A 17960-nucleotide genomic window follows, 5' to 3' on the forward strand; every position below is an offset into this window, starting at 1 on the left:
AAGTACAGCACCATTTCAGGAAAGTGCATCATAATACGTTCAAAGTACAGCAGAACCTCCTCATCCCAGCAGCAAATTACAAAAGTACATCACCATTTTGGAAAAGTGCATCACAATACGTTCAAAGTACAGCAGAACCTTCTCATCCCAGCAGCAAATCACAAAAGTACATCACCATTTTGGAAAAGTGCATCACTAAACAGTAAAAGTTGATCATTAAGTACCATGAACTGCCCAACGAACAAAAAACCATGAGCGATTTCGCTCATGGCACTCTACTCTTTCACTCGGTCTAACTGAATCATTTACTTAAACGTCTGCACCACAGTTCCTTTACCATCAGCCACGTGCACTACTGCATGGGCCCCGTTGATCAACGTCATCTGAGGAGGAACATGCCCACAATCGATATCGTAAACCACTGGCACTTGCAATTCTTGAGCTAATTCCTGATATACATCTTCCACAGTATAGTTCTCAACAGGTCCATTTGCAGGACTTCTTCCAAATAAAACTCCCGATGTATTATCAAACCAACCTGCAAGCTTCATTTGTACCAATGCACGCCGAAGATCCGTCGTTTCCATATCACAATTCTCAAAATACCAAAGGATTGGCTCATCGTTCAAAAATCTATTTTGGAAATTTGCAACGTCACCAAATGGAGTCCCAACACTATTACGGATAATATCGATGCAGCCTCCTAATAAACGACCTTCCATGTGAACGGCTTCGTCTGAAGTTGTCTTCCACTCAGTTGGCTCAGTTAAGTCATAAACACAAGGCGTCGGATTGGCATGATCCCACTTTAACTGATACTTCTCAGATGAATGTTGCGCAACCGACTCTCCATGCCTTGTCATCAACACTTGTTTCCACATCGCGGTCGTTTGATCTGAATACTCGCCTCGCAAATCAACAAGATTCACTCCATGTGCAGTCGCAATGCCTGTTTTCAAAGTTATCGTAAACAACAAGAGACTCGTGTCCGAATATCCAAGAACCCATTTTGCAGGCAGGACATCTATATCAATATGCTCGAGAATTTCAATGAGCAGCTCCCCTCCCCATGGCGGTAAAATCATATCAATTTCAGGATTTTGCATCATTGACGTGAACTCCGCAGCACGCTCTATAGCAGGTGCAGACTTTGCTTTATCTTGTGTCCAAGCCGTATCGCCGGTAATAAGGACATGCCCTTCTTTCTCAAAGCGTTCTTTTGCGGAATGGATCAGGTGATGAAGTTCTTTTTCAACACCAGATGATGGCGAAGTCACACCGATTGTGGCGTGATCGACTAAATTCGGATACTTGATCACTCGAATTCCTCCTTCAATGTTTTGCGATAATGAAAGTAACTTCTTACAACTTTAAAGAGAAGCAGCACCCAAAAGGCAGTCAATATCTGAAGCACTACATGTGAAAACGTGAGCGACTCATCTCTATCACTTGGAAGTGTAAAAATATCTGGTGATAGTCCGAACAACAAAATCGTCTTTCATGCGAAATCCCCCTGCTCCTCAGTCTGCTAGTAATTGATTTTTTTGAACAAAATAGCCTTTTGTAATCTTCCATGTCTGCCAAGTCCATAAAATTAAGAATAGGAATAAAAGTACTTGTAGAATGCTCATAAATGAAAGTTCGAACCAAGGCACATCAATCGCACGATTCAAAGTCAAATTAAGTACCATGAGTAAAATCAAGTAGACACTGATTCCCAGATGAAAGCGATAGGCTCTTTTTAAATTACGCAATCTCTCTTCATTTACATACGAGATCAAAGGCTTCTCCTCTTCATGGTCATAGGCCATCGACCAAATCGCGTAATGCATGAAACTGACTTTCGTACTAAAATGCAAGTGCCAGCCCATTTCTTTAAACGTAGAGAAATAGGACGATTTCACTTTATATTCAAACGTACATTGATAGGAGCGAAGTTCAGGTTCTTGTTCTACAAAAACAAAAATAACAGAATAGACCTTTGAAAGAATGAGACCTTCGCACGCCTTTCGTTCAAGCCGCTTCTCTAACTGCGGAAGATCATAAAACCAGCCTAGATAAATTCGGTAATGCTTCTTCTGGCCACGAATCGCATCTGCTCCCATTCCCATCTCTCGCTTTTGGAAGTTAAGGTGTTTTCTGATCAAGTAGAAACATCCGATTAATAGAGCCGTATCTGTAAATAAGATGGTAAAAGGCAGCCAATTGAACATGCTCTCTCCCACTACCATGCCCGCTATGAAAATCGGAGACGTCGTTACTAAATGCATCCAAACTAAAAATATCCATACATATAAATGGCGCTGTGTACGTTGGAGCAACTCGTCACGCACCGGATACAACGTAGGATTTTCAGCCGACAAAATCGTCCATTCCTTCTCCTGGACATCCGCAGCCCATCCTTTTTCCTCTAAGCGCGAAAGGCCTAAAGTGGTTTTTTTATTTCGATTGAGGCGATATACGCGTTGGGCAGGTTGTTGTTGTTCAAATGTAAACATGCGTGTCCAGCGATTCATGGCTACGAGCCGTTTCCCATCTGACGCTTTTTCTGCGAGCCAGCTTTCTGTTTGTTCGATTCGATAACTCCACAGTGGTCGAAATGTCTTCATTCAAACTCCCCCTTATACCGCTCTTTGTTGGCATGGAGTTCATCCAATCTGTCGAACTCCAATTGCAAAATCTGCTTGCCGATATCCGTCACTTCATAAATCGTCTTGCGTTTTTCATCCGCATATACTGTAATCATGTCGTCATCCTGCATCTTTGTCAGCGTCCCGTAAATCGTTCCGGACCCGAGCTTGAGGCGCCCAGAAGTCATCTCTTCTACTTGTTTGATGATCCCGTAACCATGCCGAGGTTCTGTCAAAGCAAGCAAAATATAAAATGCTGACTCTGTCATAGGTAAGTATCGTTTCACCCGTTTATCCATTTTATTGCCTACCTTCACTATGTCGTATCTCGACTATATCACGACGCGACATAATGAGGCAACCTTTTTTTGTAAATAGAAAAAAGCCCACAAATAATTTGTGGACTCTCGCTCATTACTTCACAACCAAAACTGGCGCCTTTACACGTTTCACAACTTTATGACTCACACTACCTAATACCATTTCTTCTAGGGAGTTTAGGCCTCTACTACCGATTATGACCAAATCAACATTTTGGCTATTTGCATAGTCGACAAGTGTTGGACCAGGATCACCATGTAAGACTTTCACCTCATACACTATCTTTTCACGCTGCAATAATTCTTCAATCACACGCACCTTTTGGCGTCTCTCATAATCAAGGGACTCTCGACTTTCTGCGTGCAAAACATCTTGCTTCGCTTTTGCAAAGTCAGCTACCACTACCACTTCGATTAATTCTGCCCCTTGCCTAGCCATCAGTAATGCATGTTGCGCAGCACGAACAGAATTCTCCGAGCCATCAGCTGCTAAAACAATATGTTTATACATATGCGACATCTCCTTTGATTAATGTGTCGACAACTTAGCACTCGCTTGGTCATAAATCGCAAGTTTCTCTACTATCTTCCGACTTGAAGCATTTAATCCTTTTAACACAACTTCATTTTGATTCTGACGAAGCTTCATCACTACTTTATCGATTGCACCAACTGCTGAATCGTCCCATACATGGGATTCCGTGAAATCGATGTAGATAGTTCTTTCGCGTTCCGTCAAATCAATCCCTGCTACAAAATCTTCAACAGATGCAAAAAATAACTGACCTCGAACTGAATAGTGAATGTCTTCTCCTGATAATGCTTTCTCAACTTGTAACTTCGAGATCTTCGCCACGAAAAAGATGGCACTTAAGAGTACCCCTGCGAAAACACCTTTTGATAAATCATGTGTAATCACGACAATCCCTACTGTCGCAACCATAACAATCGCATCTGTACGTGGTGCTTTTTTCAGATATGTGAAGGAACCCCAATCAAATGTACCAATCGATACCATAATCATTATTCCAACAAGCACTGGCATAGGAATCTGCACGACAAGATCTCCTACTACGATAATCAAGAACATCAAAAGTGCTCCAGCAACAAATGTCGAAAGCCGGCCGCGCCCTCCACTTTTTACGTTTATAACGGATTGGCCGATCATCGCACAGCCCGCCATACCCCCAAAGAAACCTGTCACGAAGTTGGCAATTCCTTGTCCACGGGACTCTTTATTTTTATCGCTTCCCGTATCTGTCATATCATCAACAATTTGAGCTGTTAATAGAGACTCTAACAATCCAACTATTGAAAGTGCGAGTGCATACGGAAAAATGATTTGAAGTGTCTCAAATGTATATGGAACGTCTGGAATAAAGAAGCTCGGAAGTGTTTGAGAAATGTTCCCGAGATCCCCAACTGTTCGAAGCTCGATACTAGAGAAAATCACCAGTGCAGTCAAAGCCACAATAGCAATCAGCGATGCGGGAATCGCTGTAAAGAAGCGCGGCAAGATGTATACGATTGCTAAAGTAATAGCCACAAATACGTATGTCATTGTGCTAATCCCTAAAAAGTGTGGCACTTGTGCCATAAATATTAAGATGGCTAATGCATTCACAAATCCAATCATCACCGCACGTGGGACAAAACGCATCACCTTCGCCACTTTAAAGACACCAAATAGAATCTGTATGATACCTGTTAAAATCGTCGCTGCTAATAAATAATCTAATCCATAGTCGCGAACTAGTGGTACCATCAATAGCGCCATTGCACCAGTCGCAGCTGAAATCATTCCCGGTCTGCCCCCGACAAATGCGATAATCACTGCTATACTAAAAGATGCGTAAAGCCCCACCATAGGGTCTACACCTGCAATAATTGAAAATGCAATAGCCTCTGGAATTAAGGCAAGTGCCACGACAATTCCAGCTAAAATATCGGCTCGGACGTTTCCGAACCATTCTTGTTTTAATTTTGTAATCACGTTCTACACCTCTTCATGTTTCAAATGCTTGAATCAGTGTAGCATTTGTAGTTCCAAAAAGGAACCCTTTTGAAACACAAAGATTCACTTCTGAAAGGATGACTCATATGAAATACGGCTATATTCGTTCACTTCCCGGTGAAGAAGACATTTCTCAACAATTAGCTCTACTTTCAACTATCCAAATTGACCAGCTCTTCACAGAGGAATCGTATCGTCTCAACGATCAACTTGCCGAGATGATTGACCTGTTAGAAGAAGGAGATCAGGTCTATACAAGCTCGTTGACAACATTCGCACAATCTCTAAACCAATTACGTGCATTACTTGAAACGTTTACAAAGAAAAAAGTGTCTCTTCACTTTGTAACGGAAAGTATCCAAATCGACCGATCACTTACCCACTCATTCAGTGAAATCGTTCACTTACTTGCTCTCTTCCAAACAGAATCGACTAGCCTCATGACAAAGGCCGCAATGGAAGAAGCAAAAGAGCGAGGTGTTGCCACGGGTCGGCCTCGAAAAAAAGACGCCAATGTGAACCGAGCAATTGAACTTTACACAAGTGGTGAGTACACACTTAAGCAAATCAAAGAAATGACCAACATCAGTAAATCTACACTGTACCGTTATTTGAATGAAGACTATTAAAAAAAGAGAGGCCGCGGCCTCTCTTTTCCTTATCCTTCTAAAACAGTTTCAGCGATATTGACAGAGTGATCTCCGATTCGCTCCAAATTGCTGACGATATCGGTAAATACAATTCCTGCTGCACCCGTGCAAGCACCTTCGTTCACACGCACGATGTGATTCTTACGAAGGACACGTTCCATACGGTCGATTTCATTCTCTTTCTCAACGACACCACGGGCCTCTTCTTTACTATGAATCTCAATCGAGCGGATTGACTGGCGGAATGTTGTACGCACCAATTCAAACATCTCTTCGATTTCAGCATCTGCTGTCTCTGTAAAGTCGAGTTTTTTCGACTTTTTATAGTCTGTTAATTCCATGATATTTTCCATATGATCTCCGATTCGTTCGATATCTCGAATCGTATTAAGTAGCACCTGATGAAGCTCCGAATCCTGCTTTGAAAGCGGCTGAGACGAGAGTTTGATCAAATAATCTGAGATAGTTTGATCCAAGTTGTTAATCGCTAATTCATATTGAACGATGTAATCCCGATGAGACGTTTTCTTCGTTTTAAAGTATGCAATCGTCTCCTCAAGTCCCTGCTCTGCAAGCTCTGCCATGCGCAATACTTCCTTCTGCGCTTGACCAACTGCAATCGACGGAGATTGAGAAATGAATTTTTCATCCAAATGCTCTACTTTATGACTGACCACTTTCTGTTCACCTGGTATTGCTTTGACAACTATCCAAGCAAGTACCGCTACAAACGGAAGTTGAATCAAAGCGTTTGAGATGTTGAATATACCGTGTGCAAAGGCAATTGTCATTTCAGGGTTTAGATCTAATCGACCTTGCAAGAACTGCACAAGTGCTGTGAATGGACTCAATAAGATCAATACAATGACCGTTCCGATGACGTTAAAGATAACATGGACAAGAGCGGCACGTTTTGCTGTAATCGATGCGCCAAGTGCTGCTAATACTGCTGTAATCGTCGTCCCGATATTATCTCCAAACAAGACGGGTAGTGCTGCATCGAGCGTCATTGCTCCTTGTGCAAACAACGTCTGGAGTAATCCAATAGCTGCTGACGAACTTTGAATCGTCATTGTAAAGATAGTCCCAATTAACACACCTAATAATGGATTGTCACTCATAGATATCGTTAGGTCTTGGAAAATCTGTGCATCGCGAAGTGGATACAAGCCATCACTCATGAAGTTCAATCCTAAGAATAAGGCACCAAATCCTAAAATAGCACGGCCTACATTTCGAATCTTTTCAGACTTCAAGAAGAAGATCATAAAGCTTCCGAGCGCTACAATTGGAAGAGCATATTCTGAGATATTGATTCCGATAATAAATGCTGTTGCCGTCGTCCCAATGTTCGCTCCAATGATGACACCAATCGCTTGACGGAGCGTCATAAATCCGGCGTTAACAAGTCCAATCGTCAAGACAGTCGTCCCTGTACTTGTTTGAAGTAAAATCGTCACAAAAATACCAGCGAGCATACCTTTTATCGGGTTTGTAGTAAACCGGTCCAACATATTGCGAAGACCATCACCAGCTATCTTTTGTAGATTGTCTCCTAGAAACTTAATTCCAAAAAGAAAAATCCCCAAACCACCTAGAAAATAAAAAATCACTTCTTGCGTACTCATTGTCGCCTCCTAAGAATAAGTAAAAACTTATATTAACAACAAATGGAAAGCCGAGAGAACTCTCTCGGCTACTGTTTAGTTTCCTGTTTTCGCAAATTCTTCAATGCGCTCGCCAATCGCGTCACGCACATCTTGGAAAACGGCCCATACTTCTTCGTCCGTCCCTGTCGCTTTCGCAGGATCTGGGAATCCCCAGTGCTCACGGCGAACAGATGGTGGAGTCATCGGGCACTTATCTGCTGCGTCCCCGCATAGTGTAACAGCAATTGTTGCACGGTTCAACAAATCTGGGTCAATGATATCAGAAGTGTGTGTCGAAATATCGACGCCCACCTCTTCCATTGCTTTGATTGCCTTAGGATTCACACCATGTGCTTCTATTCCTGCGCTGTATACTTCCCATTCACTGCTATCTAAATACTTCTTTGCCCAACCGTCGGCCATCTGGCTGCGGCATGAATTTCCTGTACATAAAAAGTAGATGATTTTCTTTTCCATCTTGAACACTCCTCTTAGTAGATGATTAGTAACCAAATATAAAGTCCAACTAGTGTTATGAATAGCGTTGGAATCGTTAGAATGATTCCGACTTTAAAGTAAGTACCCCAAGAGATTTTGACACCTTTCAAGCTCAACACGTGCAACCACAATAATGTCGCAAGAGAACCGATTGGTGTGATTTTTGGTCCTAAATCCGAACCAATCACATTTGCGTAGATCAATGCTTCGCGCACAATTCCAGTTGTGTTCGTGTCTGCGATCGCGAGTGCATCAATCATTACAGTTGGCATGTTGTTCATAACAGACGATAAAATCGCAGCGATGAAGCCCATTCCGATTGTCGCAGCAAATAGTCCTTGGTCAGCTGTCCACTGAATCACATCCGTCAAAACAGCCGTTAATCCTGCATTACGTAGACCATAGACAACTACATACATTCCGATCGAGAAGAATACGATAGCCCATGGTGCACCTTTAATAACAGCTTTTGTATGAACTGCTGGACTGCGGCGCGCCAGGATCAAGAAAACTATAGCTATAGTTCCTGCTACAAACGAAACAGGAATGTGTAATGGCTCACTAGCAAAGTATCCAACAAGTAATACGGCAAGCACTACCCATGAGATGCGAAACATGCGGTGATCTTTGATAGCCTCAACTGGTTGTTTGAGATCTGACATATTGTAGTTCTTTGGCAAATCTTTTCGGAAGAACAAGTACAGTACGAGAATACTCGCACCCAATGAGAAAAAGTTCGGAACAATCATGCGGCTTGCGTATTCAATAAAACCAATGCCAAAGAAATCTGCTGATACAATGTTTACCAAGTTACTGATGACGAGTGGTAGTGATGTCGTATCTGCAATAAATCCACTTGCCATAATAAATGGAAAAATCATCTTTTCTTCAAATTTCAAATTTCGGACCATCGCAAGAACAATTGGAGTCAAAATAAGCGCTGCCCCATCATTCGCAAATAACGCTGCAACAACGGCACCAAGAAGAATTACATAAATGAACATACGCAGACCATTTCCGCCTGCTATGCGGGCCATATGTAACGCTGCCCATTCAAAGAATCCGATTTCATCTAGAATGAGCGAAATCAAAATTAATGCAACAAAGGTAAGTGTTGCATTCCATACAATAGAAGTTACATCTTGGACATCGCCAAAATCAACGACTCCAACAAGTAAAGCAAGGATGGCTCCAACAGTTGCGGACCACCCGATGGACAACCCTTTTGGTTGCCAAATAACAAAAAGCAGCGTCACCAAGAAGATGAGCGCTGCAGCAATGGCTAAAAACACGGATAGGCTCCTCTCTAATTACAGCTAACGCGTAACCCTTTTTTCGTTAGTTCATCGAGGCGAGCGGATTGGCTAGATACTGCGTCTAATACAGTTTCAAGCATCTCTGCATGAGGATAGTCTGGATTAAGAGAATAGAAAATCCAGTGGCCGTTTCGCTTCTCGTGAACGAGCCCTCCATCTTTTAACTTTTTCAAATGTTGACTAATGGCCGGTTGGCTGATGTCGAACATTTCCACGAACTCACACACACAACATTGTGCTGTTTGCATAACCTTTAACATCGTAAGGCGAGTTGGATCGCTGATCAGTTTTAGAAGTTGGGACATATGGTCAATCGATAACTGATGGTGAATTGTTTGCATAGGTAAAACCTCCATCTAAAGAAATTATATAATCATATACTTATATTAGTCAACACTTATTTGAATAGTGATTGATTCCCTATCATAATGCTCTTATTATATGAAATTATCAAGTCCCAAATTTACGTTTTATATATATAAGAAGGAAATGTGACAAAATGCGTCACTATTCTATAAAAAAGTCGCCCACTGTGGAGTAGTGAGCGACCTTTTGTTTAGTTCTTTACTTTACGTAATTTCTCTAATACCACTTGCACATCGTACCCTACTTGGAAATCGTAGAGCTCGGCTGGTTGACCGTCTACCGCTGCTACAAATGCATCTAGAAGTTCATCTACACGAACGTTGTCTTCAAGTGGATACGATGTCATGTCTTCACCGATTTTACCCACTGTGAGATTGGAATAGTTCGAGAGTTTTACAGTCCCTTCTGTGCCGTACGCAGATAACTCGATGTCTTGACTATATGTACCGGCTGTTCCCGCAATCCCGTTAAAGTAGATTTTTGCTCCAGAAGCCAGTTGCATCGTCGCGACAATCCCTGTTTCCGATAGAGTGGGATCTTCGGGAAGTTCTAAATCGGAAGTAACCTCTGTGATAGGTCCAAATGTACGCAAAATCTGTTGAACGAGGTGACCTGCAACTTCAAAGACAAATCCACCTTGCTCACGTGTGCTGATCCAACTATTTTGCTGACGAGGACGCGGCCAATTCGGAAATTCCATGCGAAGCTCTACGCGGCGTAATTTCCCTACGTAGTTTTCATGCATCAATTTTTCAAATTGACGTGTCCCCTCTTCAAAATTCAGTGGGAAGTTCATCGCACTCACGACGCCTTTTTGTTGCGCGAGTTTCAATAGGTTCGCTGCTTCCTCTACAGAATTGGCAAGCGGCTTTTCACATAAAATATGTAGTCCTTTTTGAAGTACAGCAGTTGCTATTTCATGATGCCACTTTGGAGGAACTGCCACATACACGATATCGAGTTCTTCAGTGTCTAACAGCTCTTGATGCGAAGTATAGGCTGTTGTTTGGAAGTTTTCTGCTAAAAATTGAACGCGTTCTTTATTTACATCACATATACCGTTTATTTGTAAACGAGGATGATTCATAAAACTGTTCATCATACGCTCTGCCATCATCCCTGTTCCGATGACGCCAATCTTTAGTTGCTTTGTCATAGAGAATCGTTCCCCTTCCTAAAGTTTCTTCACGAATTCAGATTTTAATTTCATTGCTCCAAAGCCATCAATTTTACAGTCGATGTTGTGATCCCCTTCCACTAATCGAATGGATTTAACCTTGGTCCCTTGCTTTAAAGTGGACGAGCTTCCTTTTACTTTCAGATCTTTGATGACCGTCACAGCGTCTCCATCTGTCAACAAATTTCCGTTCGCGTCTTTTGCGATGATGGATGTTTCAGTATTCTCAGTCGTTTGAGTAGCTGGCCATTCATGCGCACATTCTGGGCAGACAAGTAAATCCCCATCTTCGTATGTATAGGGTGATTGGCACTGGGGACAGGCAGGAAGTTGCGTTGTCATGATGTGTAGACTCCTTTTTATTTCGTTTTCCTAAGTGTAGCACACCGAGTGGTTGGCGGGGAGTCGTCAATGTCTGCGTAACCCCCCACCCACAAAAAAAGAGCCGCAAAAGCGGCCCAATTCGTCTTTTATGCTTGTAAAGCTTGCTCTAAATCTTCTAAAAGGTCCTCAACGTCTTCAATTCCGACACTGATACGAACCAGTCCGTCGACAATTCCAAGTTCCGCGCGACGTTCTGCTGGAATCGACGCGTGGGTCATGCGAGCTGGAACAGAAATCAAACTCTCTACTGCGCCAAGGCTCTCTGCTAACGTGAAATAGCGGAGTTTTGCTAACACTTCATCTGCTTTTTCAGCAGAGCCGACATCAAACGAAATCATGCCGCCAAAACCACGTGATTGTCCGGCCATCGTCTCGCGGCCCGGATGAGCTGCTAAGCCAGGATAATAGACTTTGCCTACTTTTTCGTGCGCATCAAGGTACTCTGCGATTTTTTGAGCGCTCGTGATGTGTTCTTCCATACGTAGACCTAGTGTCTTGATTCCGCGAATCAATAACCAAGAATCTTGTGGCCCCAAAATAGCACCAACCGAGTTTTGTACGAAATGCATATCTTGTGCAAGCTCTGGTGTATTTACAACGACTAATCCTGCGACGACATCACTGTGACCGCCGAGATACTTTGTCGCGCTATGCAATACAATGTCTGCTCCAAGTTCGAGCGGCTTCTGCAAGTAAGGTGTCATAAATGTATTGTCGACAATCGTCACTAAATCTTTTGATTTCGCAAGTTCTGTCAACGCACGCACATCAGAAACTTTCAATAACGGATTCGTCGGTGTCTCGATGAATAAAGCTTTTGTATTCGGCTTGATGGCTGCTTCCACGTCTTCCAAAGAAGATGTATCCACAAAGGTTACATCTAAACCAAAACGGTTCAACACTTTCGTCAACACGCGGTAAGTCCCACCGTACACATCATCCGTTGCCACGATATGGTCACCTGAGGAGAACAACATCATCACCGATGTGATGGCTGCCATCCCTGAACCAAATGCAAATCCTGCGTGTCCGCTCTCTAAATCTTTGATTAACTCTTCTAAAGCATGGCGCGTCGGGTTGCCTGTTCGTGAATACTCATAGCCATTGAACTTGCCAACTGCTTCTTGCTTATACGTGCTCACTTGATAAATTGGTGTGGAAACCGCTCCAGTCGTAGCGTCTCCTACGATTCCTGCATGGATCAACTTCGTTTTTTCACGCATGTGAATCCTCCTCTTTCCATACTTCATATACATCTTTACTTAAATACCTCTCACTCGAATCGGCAAACACGGTCGCAATCACACTGCCTTCGGGAAGTGTTTCAGCTTCTTTCAAAGCGGCAGCAAACGCAGCTCCTGCTGAAGATCCCACAAGCAATCCTTCTTGCTTTGCCAGTTCACGCATCCAGTAGAATGCTTCCTTGTCCGTGATGGTATGAATGCCTTCCATATACTCTTCTTTCATGAAAGGTGGCAAAAATTCCATGCCAATACCTTCTGTGTCATGGGGACCACTTTCTCCGCCGTTCAGTATGGAACCCTCTGGCTCTACAATCACCGTGCGAATCGTCGAATCTTGCTGCTTCAAGTAAGTTGCAACGCCCATAAACGTTCCACCTGACCCACCACCAGCTACGAACGCGTTGATTTTACCATCAAGCGCCTCATAAATTTCTGGCCCCATTGTATCGATATACGCTGCTGGGTTTGCTGGATTTTCGAACTGTCCTGGGACAAAACTCCCTGGAATTTCTGACGCCAGCGCATGTGCTTTGGCAATAGCGCCTTTCATTCCTTCTGAAGTCGGTGTGTTTACAAGTTCGGCTCCAAGTGCCTTCATCAATTTTTGCTTTTCAATGCTGAATTTTTCAGGAACGACACAGATGACACGAAATCCTCTTCCGATTGCCGCAAGTGCCAACCCAATCCCTGTGTTTCCTGCTGTCGGTTCGATAACCGTTCCACCAGGTGTTAACTTTCCACGTTGTTCCGCATCACGCAATAAGGCAATGCCAAGACGGTCCTTGACACTGCCTCCCGGATTCATATATTCCAGCTTTGCCACGATGCGACAGTTGTTGGGAACGGCAATTTGTGAAATCTCAAAGAGCGGTGTATTCCCAATCAATTGGTGCACGTGTGTGTAAATCATGCCTCTTCGCCATCCTTAAAAACGATGTGCCATGTATCTTTTTTCGCTAACATGTCCCGTGCAATCTCTTGCGCGCCTTCTAATGAATGATTCGCTGCCCAGCCGCACTGAACGACGTTGCATGCAGGTACTTCCGTTGCTTTCAACACATCTTCCAGTGTGTTCTCAAGAATCGTCAATACTTCATCATAGTTATCATGGTTAATTACAGATAGGTAAAATCCTGTTTGACATCCCATCGGACTTAAGTCGACCACTTTGTCTGTATGATTGCGGATATTTTCAGCCATCAAGTGCTCTAAAGAGTGAAGACCCTTCATTTCCATGAATTCTTCATTCGGCTGTTTGAAACGAATATCGTATTTCAGAACTGTATCGCCTGCTTGACCTGACTTTGTCCCCGCAAGACGCACGTAAGGCGCATCGACTTTCGTGTGATCTAAATTAAAGCTTTCTACATTCATTTGTTTCATTGTGTAGTTCCTCCTTTAGTGGCATCCATGAGCCAAACGTAATCGTTCATCTGCGTGAACGTCACGCCAAAGCCCGCTTGTTCAAATAAGCTCGTGAGCACTGGAATCGTTGTGTAATACTCACGCTCCAAGTCTTCAGCAACCGCTACATAGCCTCGTGCCTTCTCTTTTAAAATCTGCGCTTGTTTTGCGTCTTCCGAAGAAAACACCGTGTCTGCAAAGACCACTTTTCCACCGACTGGCAGCAGTTCAGCATAGCGTTTAAGTGCTTCGCCTTTTTCAGCATCCGTTAAGTGATGAAACACGTAACTGCTGATGAAGCCGTCTACTTGGCCTTCGGGAGTCACAAATTCTAAAAGGTCTCCCTCTTGCGCTTCAAGTTGTGGAAAACGATTTTGAAAGAGTGCGCGCATCTTATCATGAGGTTCTACTGGTAGTACTTCGACACCCTTCTCTAAAACCCTTTTTGTTAAATTGCCTGTCCCAGGTCCAAATTCAATTACAGTGCCGTGTACACGCTGTGCAACAGCTTCTAAAATTTCTTCATATCGGAAAAATACATCCGCATACTGTGGATCTTGTCCACTCACACTTGCATCGTATTGGTCAGCCCATTCATCAAAAATGTGTAAAAATTCTTTCCCCATGTTCGTGCTCCCCACCCTAAATATAATTATTCCTAGTTGAATACTATGAATATTTATATCATATGTTGTTGAAATTTAAAAGTGAAACGTATGGAAAACAAAAAACTCACGAACGGTGAAGTTCGTGAGTTCCTATCAGGAGTAAAGTGCTCCATTGTAAATCTCGTCGCCAGCCTTGTCCGCAAGCTCCGGAATCCACAAACGAGCATAGTCCCCTTTTCCATCGTAATCAAGCCCCTGTTTCGTCACATTGAATTTACGACCGACGCGCGGGTCGTTTCCAACACCTGCGACATACATCCAATTGCCATAATTACTAGCAGTATCGTAATCAATGAGCCAAGATTCAAACCAAGCAGCGCCTAAACGCCAATCTAAATTTAGATCATGGACAAAATAACTCGCTGCGTTCTGACGACAGCGGTTGGACATAAAACCTGTAGCCTTCAGTTCGCGCATAGCAGCATCCACTAATGGAGCTCCGGTTCTTCCTTCTGCCCATTTCGCAAAGTCAAGAGGATCACGCCGCGTAGAGATTCGACGTCCGTTCAATCCTCGGCTACTGAAGATTTTCTCCTTGAACTTTCGGTGGACAAGTTTGAAGTAGTCTCGCCAAAGCAATTCAAACACGACCCAGTACGTACTTTGGTTAGCGCTATATTCTCGTTCATACCTCTTGATATGCCAGTAAATCATTCGAGGTGATAAGCATCCAAGTGCTAAATAAGGTGATAGCTTTGTAGAGTCGTTCCATGCCATCAACCCGTTGCGTGTTTCTTTGTACGTATCAATCGCTCGTGTTCCAAACGTAAAGTCATAGAGTCTAGCGAGTCCTGCTTTGGTTCCACCCTTAAAGCCATCTGGAGGAGGCTGTACCCAATTTTCTTTAGAATGGTGATCGGGCTTTGTGAAATGTGCAATCGGTGGATATGCCGGATGCACCTGTAGCTGATTCTCGACCATCTTTCGAAATGGAGTAAAGGTTTTTGGTAACTCTTCTAGTGCAAACGGTAAGTCATCTGGATGGATTAAATGGTCACCAATGAACGATTCGATTTCAACGTCAGGAAGTGCTGCGCGAACTTGTTGTTCGGACTCTCGTTCCTCTGTACCTACGCTGTCATGGAAATACAACTTATTGACATGATGAAGTTTTGCATAGTTCTTCAACTCTACTCCACTTTCACCATGAAGTTTGTCCAAAGGAATTCCAGCTTCCTGCAATTGACTCTTTAAATCATCTAGACTTTCACGAATAAACTCCGCGCGAAACGAGCGCTGTTTTGGAAATCCATACTCATTTTTTTGTTGAAAGCGTGGTTCATGACAGTACACTGCACGAACTGGTTGTCTTGTGGACACTGCTTTCAGCAAAGGTTCATGATCTGATGTGCGCAGATCGGTACGAAACCATACAACCGTTGTAGACATGTCAATCCCTCGCTTCCAGTTAACGTTTTACAAACTTTATACAGTAATTATACAATAGAAATATCAGAATGTCATTTATTAGTTGAAATCTTAAATAGGGTTGAAGAAAGACCTGCAGAGTAAATTTATTCCCTTTGCAGGTCTTTTTCGTGCACTCTCCCAAGTTCCTCCAATCTTAAGAATTTCTTCAGAAAGTCAGTACCTTTTTCCTAAGAAATGCTTCGTATACTGAAACTATATCAGAAAGGACGTGTCTACATGATTACGATTCAAGACTTGAATCATACATTCAAAATCGGGAAAAAAGGCCAAGAAAAAAGCGTTCCAGTTCTTCGAGATGTCAATTTAGAAATAAAAAAAGGTGAGATTGTAGCTATTCTAGGCAAGAGCGGCTCTGGAAAGTCTACTTTACTCAATCTGGTTGCTGGTTTTATGAACCCAGAGTCAGGTTCTATTCAAGTGACCGGTGAAGAACTGGTCGGTAAAACAGAAGCTGAAAAAGCGAAGTTCCGCTTGCAAAATTATGGGTTCATTTTTCAAAGCTTTCAATTGATGCCTGGACTCACGGCATTCGAAAATATCGAACTTCCTCTAAAACTTCAGGGCGTGGCAAAGCCACAGCGATTAATACGGGTGAAAGAACTGCTGCAGCAAGTTGGATTGACAGAAGTCAGTGACCATTATCCGAACGAACTTTCTGGAGGTCAGCAACAACGCGTCAGTATCGCCCGTGCACTAATTGGTCGTCCGTCTATCTTACTGGCCGATGAACCGACAGGGAGCTTGGATTCTGAAACTGAACAAGAAATTCTACAGCTTATCCAATTGCTGAATGCCCACTATGGCATCACATTTGTCATCATTACACACGATGAAGAAGTAGCTCGCTCTGCACATCGCCAGTACCGTATGCATGACGGCGCAATCCAGGAGGAATTGACCTATGTTAGCTAAAGATCAACGCGAGTTTATCTCGCAACATATGAAACGAAACAAACTTCGCGTCTTCATGACGATTTTAGCAGCGGCAATGGGTTGTGCATTTTTGATTATCATTGCGTCTGTCGGCTTCGGATTACATAAAACAATTCAAGACGAAGTGTTGTCGAGTCGCATCGTCACAGAAGTAGAACTATTTGGCAAAGAAAATGGAGGCACCGTTACTCCAGAAGAACTTGCGGCGATTCAGAAGATGGAGAATGTCAAAACAGTTGTAGAGCGCATTAATGTTCCAGGTTCACCTGTTGTCAATTTAGATGGGAAAGAGGGCTATGGACAACTTGTTTATACAGATTTAGAATCTGAACAAGCAGCCAACCTAGCCTTGTTTGATGGGGAGATGCCGAATGACTCCACAGAAGTTGTGGTCGGCTATCACTTTGCGGGTAACTTTTTAACAGATGAACAACATGAAGAACTTGAAAATGCTGAAAATTATCTTGAAAAACAAGAAGAGCTTGCGAAACCGATTCGAGATGAACTAATTGGTAAGACGATTTCAATCGACATCACAGATTATGAGACGGAAGAAGTCGTTTCCACACAGACCTATACGATTACTGGTATTGCCAAAAAGCCAGGAAAAGATTGGGCGTATGATGACAAAATCTATGCAGATACCTCAAAAAGCGCGGAAGTACTCACTGCGTTTGGTATCGAATCCCCAGATAAATCAATCACGGTTCATGCCACAGACTTTCAACATGTAGCGGACTTAACAGAATCGTTAAAAGGGGAAGGGTTCCTCGTCTACTCTGTTACAGAGGAACTGGGTCAAATGAATATGCTGTTTACAGTAATTCAGATTGGTTTAGTTATTGTGGGCACAGTTGCTGTACTCATTGCCTCTATCGGAATCTTTAATACCATGACAATGGCCGTTACAGAACGCACACGTGAAATTGGGATTATGAAAGCTATCGGTGCACAACCAAGGCTCATCCAGCGCCTCTTCCTCATGGAAAGCACTGCAATTGGTTTGATTGGTACATGTATAGCAGTCGCTGTCTCATATGGCATGAGTTTACTAGTGAACATAATTGTTCCGATGATTGTATTTAGTTCTGTTGGAGAAGAAGCGCCAACCGACATGACCATCACGGTTTCTTATATTCCTTGGCAGCTCGTAGTGGTTGCTGCACTCATCAGTATTGGTGTTGCCGTATTGTCCGGCTGGCGTCCAGCACGTAATGCCACACAGATTGATGTTATTCAAGCACTAAAAGAATCCTAACTATTACAAAACGCCTGA

The 17960-nt window shown here is 43.0% G+C and carries 20 protein-coding genes; 4 read left to right on the top strand and 16 right to left on the bottom strand.

Annotated elements, in window-relative coordinates:
• Positions 1–206, top strand: a 206-nt coding sequence (locus tag AB5N96_RS10015; RefSeq protein ID WP_499705424.1) for a hypothetical protein, incomplete at its 5' end; no start/stop codon positions are given.
• 99 nt (positions 207–305) lie between these two features.
• Here AB5N96_RS10015 and AB5N96_RS10020 read toward each other — a convergent pair.
• The 5 genes from AB5N96_RS10020 to AB5N96_RS10040 form a co-directional block, all read right to left on the bottom strand.
• A complete protein-coding gene (locus AB5N96_RS10020; RefSeq protein ID WP_499705425.1) occupies positions 306–1319 on the bottom strand; it encodes a S66 family peptidase in 1014 nt (337 codons plus the stop codon).
• 201 nt (positions 1320–1520) lie between these two features.
• Positions 1521–2609, bottom strand: a complete 1089-nt coding sequence (locus tag AB5N96_RS10025) for a DUF2812 domain-containing protein (RefSeq protein WP_499705426.1) — start codon at positions 2607–2609, stop codon at positions 1521–1523.
• Entirely contained in the window at positions 2606–2929 is a 324-nt protein-coding gene (locus AB5N96_RS10030; RefSeq protein WP_499705427.1) for a PadR family transcriptional regulator, read from the bottom strand. The genes AB5N96_RS10025 and AB5N96_RS10030 overlap by 4 nt, the downstream gene beginning before the upstream one ends.
• A gap of 115 nt (positions 2930–3044) precedes the next feature.
• Positions 3045–3461, bottom strand: coding sequence for a universal stress protein (locus AB5N96_RS10035; protein ID WP_499705428.1), 417 nt, complete (start codon positions 3459–3461; stop codon positions 3045–3047).
• 18 nt (positions 3462–3479) lie between these two features.
• Complete coding sequence (locus tag AB5N96_RS10040) at positions 3480–4943, bottom strand: SulP family inorganic anion transporter (protein WP_499705429.1); 1464 nt, start codon at positions 4941–4943, stop codon at positions 3480–3482.
• 107 nt (positions 4944–5050) lie between these two features.
• Here AB5N96_RS10040 and AB5N96_RS10045 point away from each other — a divergent pair, with 107 nt between their 5' ends.
• The gene (locus tag AB5N96_RS10045; RefSeq protein WP_499705430.1) at positions 5051–5593 is read left to right on the top strand and encodes a recombinase family protein; all 543 of its coding nucleotides are present in this window, start codon (positions 5051–5053) and stop codon (positions 5591–5593) included.
• A 29-nt stretch (positions 5594–5622) separates the two neighbouring features.
• Here the strand turns inward: AB5N96_RS10045 and AB5N96_RS10050 are convergent, their stop codons facing one another.
• The 11 genes from AB5N96_RS10050 to AB5N96_RS10100 form a co-directional block, all read right to left on the bottom strand.
• Positions 5623–7242 carry a Na/Pi cotransporter family protein gene (locus tag AB5N96_RS10050; protein WP_499705431.1) on the bottom strand — a complete coding sequence of 540 codons (1620 nt, stop codon included), beginning with the start codon at positions 7240–7242 and terminating at the stop codon, positions 5623–5625.
• 75 nt (positions 7243–7317) lie between these two features.
• Positions 7318–7740: an arsenate reductase (thioredoxin) gene (arsC, locus tag AB5N96_RS10055; protein ID WP_392455011.1), complete on the bottom strand. Its 423-nt coding sequence runs from the start codon at positions 7738–7740 to the stop codon at positions 7318–7320.
• A 14-nt stretch (positions 7741–7754) separates the two neighbouring features.
• Positions 7755–9053, bottom strand: a complete 1299-nt coding sequence (locus AB5N96_RS10060) for an arsenic transporter (protein WP_499705432.1) — start codon at positions 9051–9053, stop codon at positions 7755–7757.
• 14 nt (positions 9054–9067) lie between these two features.
• Entirely contained in the window at positions 9068–9418 is a 351-nt protein-coding gene (locus AB5N96_RS10065) for an ArsR/SmtB family transcription factor (protein ID WP_392455014.1), read from the bottom strand.
• 215 nt (positions 9419–9633) lie between these two features.
• Positions 9634–10599 carry a Gfo/Idh/MocA family protein gene (locus AB5N96_RS10070; RefSeq protein WP_499705433.1) on the bottom strand — a complete coding sequence of 322 codons (966 nt, stop codon included), beginning with the start codon at positions 10597–10599 and terminating at the stop codon, positions 9634–9636.
• A gap of 18 nt (positions 10600–10617) precedes the next feature.
• Entirely contained in the window at positions 10618–10962 is a 345-nt protein-coding gene (locus AB5N96_RS10075) for a zinc ribbon domain-containing protein YjdM (RefSeq protein ID WP_499705434.1), read from the bottom strand.
• A gap of 128 nt (positions 10963–11090) precedes the next feature.
• Entirely contained in the window at positions 11091–12227 is a 1137-nt protein-coding gene (locus AB5N96_RS10080; protein ID WP_499705435.1) for a bifunctional cystathionine gamma-lyase/homocysteine desulfhydrase, read from the bottom strand.
• Positions 12220–13158: a PLP-dependent cysteine synthase family protein gene (locus tag AB5N96_RS10085; protein ID WP_499705436.1), complete on the bottom strand. Its 939-nt coding sequence runs from the start codon at positions 13156–13158 to the stop codon at positions 12220–12222. Before AB5N96_RS10085 ends, AB5N96_RS10080 begins: the two co-directional genes overlap by 8 nt.
• Entirely contained in the window at positions 13155–13631 is a 477-nt protein-coding gene (locus tag AB5N96_RS10090) for an S-ribosylhomocysteine lyase (protein WP_204589942.1), read from the bottom strand. The genes AB5N96_RS10085 and AB5N96_RS10090 overlap by 4 nt, the downstream gene beginning before the upstream one ends.
• The gene (locus AB5N96_RS10095; protein WP_204589941.1) at positions 13628–14278 is read right to left on the bottom strand and encodes a methyltransferase domain-containing protein; all 651 of its coding nucleotides are present in this window, start codon (positions 14276–14278) and stop codon (positions 13628–13630) included. The genes AB5N96_RS10090 and AB5N96_RS10095 overlap by 4 nt, the downstream gene beginning before the upstream one ends.
• A gap of 135 nt (positions 14279–14413) precedes the next feature.
• Positions 14414–15709, bottom strand: a complete 1296-nt coding sequence (locus AB5N96_RS10100) for a DASH family cryptochrome (protein WP_499705437.1) — start codon at positions 15707–15709, stop codon at positions 14414–14416.
• A gap of 258 nt (positions 15710–15967) precedes the next feature.
• Between AB5N96_RS10100 and AB5N96_RS10105 the strand changes: the two genes are divergently transcribed.
• A complete protein-coding gene (locus AB5N96_RS10105; protein WP_499705438.1) occupies positions 15968–16663 on the top strand; it encodes an ABC transporter ATP-binding protein in 696 nt (231 codons plus the stop codon).
• Positions 16653–17942: an ABC transporter permease gene (locus AB5N96_RS10110; protein WP_499705439.1), complete on the top strand. Its 1290-nt coding sequence runs from the start codon at positions 16653–16655 to the stop codon at positions 17940–17942. Before AB5N96_RS10105 ends, AB5N96_RS10110 begins: the two co-directional genes overlap by 11 nt.
• Positions 17943–17960 lie beyond the last annotated feature (18 nt).

The organism is Chryseomicrobium imtechense (assembly GCF_041475995.1).
GTDB classification, from domain to species: Bacteria; Bacillota; Bacilli; order Bacillales_A; family Planococcaceae; genus Chryseomicrobium; species Chryseomicrobium aureum.

Coding starts and splice junctions, on each gene's coding strand:
- AB5N96_RS10025 (WP_499705426.1), bottom strand. CDS start 2,609: ATGAAGACATTTCGACCACTGTGGAGTTATCGAATCGAACAAACAGAA.
- AB5N96_RS10030 (WP_499705427.1), bottom strand. CDS start 2,929: ATGGATAAACGGGTGAAACGATACTTACCTATGACAGAGTCAGCATTT.
- AB5N96_RS10035 (WP_499705428.1), bottom strand. CDS start 3,461: ATGTATAAACATATTGTTTTAGCAGCTGATGGCTCGGAGAATTCTGTT.
- AB5N96_RS10045 (WP_499705430.1), top strand. CDS start 5,051: ATGAAATACGGCTATATTCGTTCACTTCCCGGTGAAGAAGACATTTCT.
- AB5N96_RS10050 (WP_499705431.1), bottom strand. CDS start 7,242: ATGAGTACGCAAGAAGTGATTTTTTATTTTCTAGGTGGTTTGGGGATT.
- arsC (WP_392455011.1), bottom strand. CDS start 7,740: ATGGAAAAGAAAATCATCTACTTTTTATGTACAGGAAATTCATGCCGC.
- AB5N96_RS10065 (WP_392455014.1), bottom strand. CDS start 9,418: ATGCAAACAATTCACCATCAGTTATCGATTGACCATATGTCCCAACTT.
- AB5N96_RS10070 (WP_499705433.1), bottom strand. CDS start 10,599: ATGACAAAGCAACTAAAGATTGGCGTCATCGGAACAGGGATGATGGCA.
- AB5N96_RS10075 (WP_499705434.1), bottom strand. CDS start 10,962: ATGACAACGCAACTTCCTGCCTGTCCCCAGTGCCAATCACCCTATACA.
- AB5N96_RS10080 (WP_499705435.1), bottom strand. CDS start 12,227: ATGCGTGAAAAAACGAAGTTGATCCATGCAGGAATCGTAGGAGACGCT.
- AB5N96_RS10085 (WP_499705436.1), bottom strand. CDS start 13,158: ATGATTTACACACACGTGCACCAATTGATTGGGAATACACCGCTCTTT.
- AB5N96_RS10090 (WP_204589942.1), bottom strand. CDS start 13,631: ATGAAACAAATGAATGTAGAAAGCTTTAATTTAGATCACACGAAAGTC.
- AB5N96_RS10095 (WP_204589941.1), bottom strand. CDS start 14,278: ATGGGGAAAGAATTTTTACACATTTTTGATGAATGGGCTGACCAATAC.
- AB5N96_RS10100 (WP_499705437.1), bottom strand. CDS start 15,709: ATGTCTACAACGGTTGTATGGTTTCGTACCGATCTGCGCACATCAGAT.
- AB5N96_RS10105 (WP_499705438.1), top strand. CDS start 15,968: ATGATTACGATTCAAGACTTGAATCATACATTCAAAATCGGGAAAAAA.
- AB5N96_RS10110 (WP_499705439.1), top strand. CDS start 16,653: ATGTTAGCTAAAGATCAACGCGAGTTTATCTCGCAACATATGAAACGA.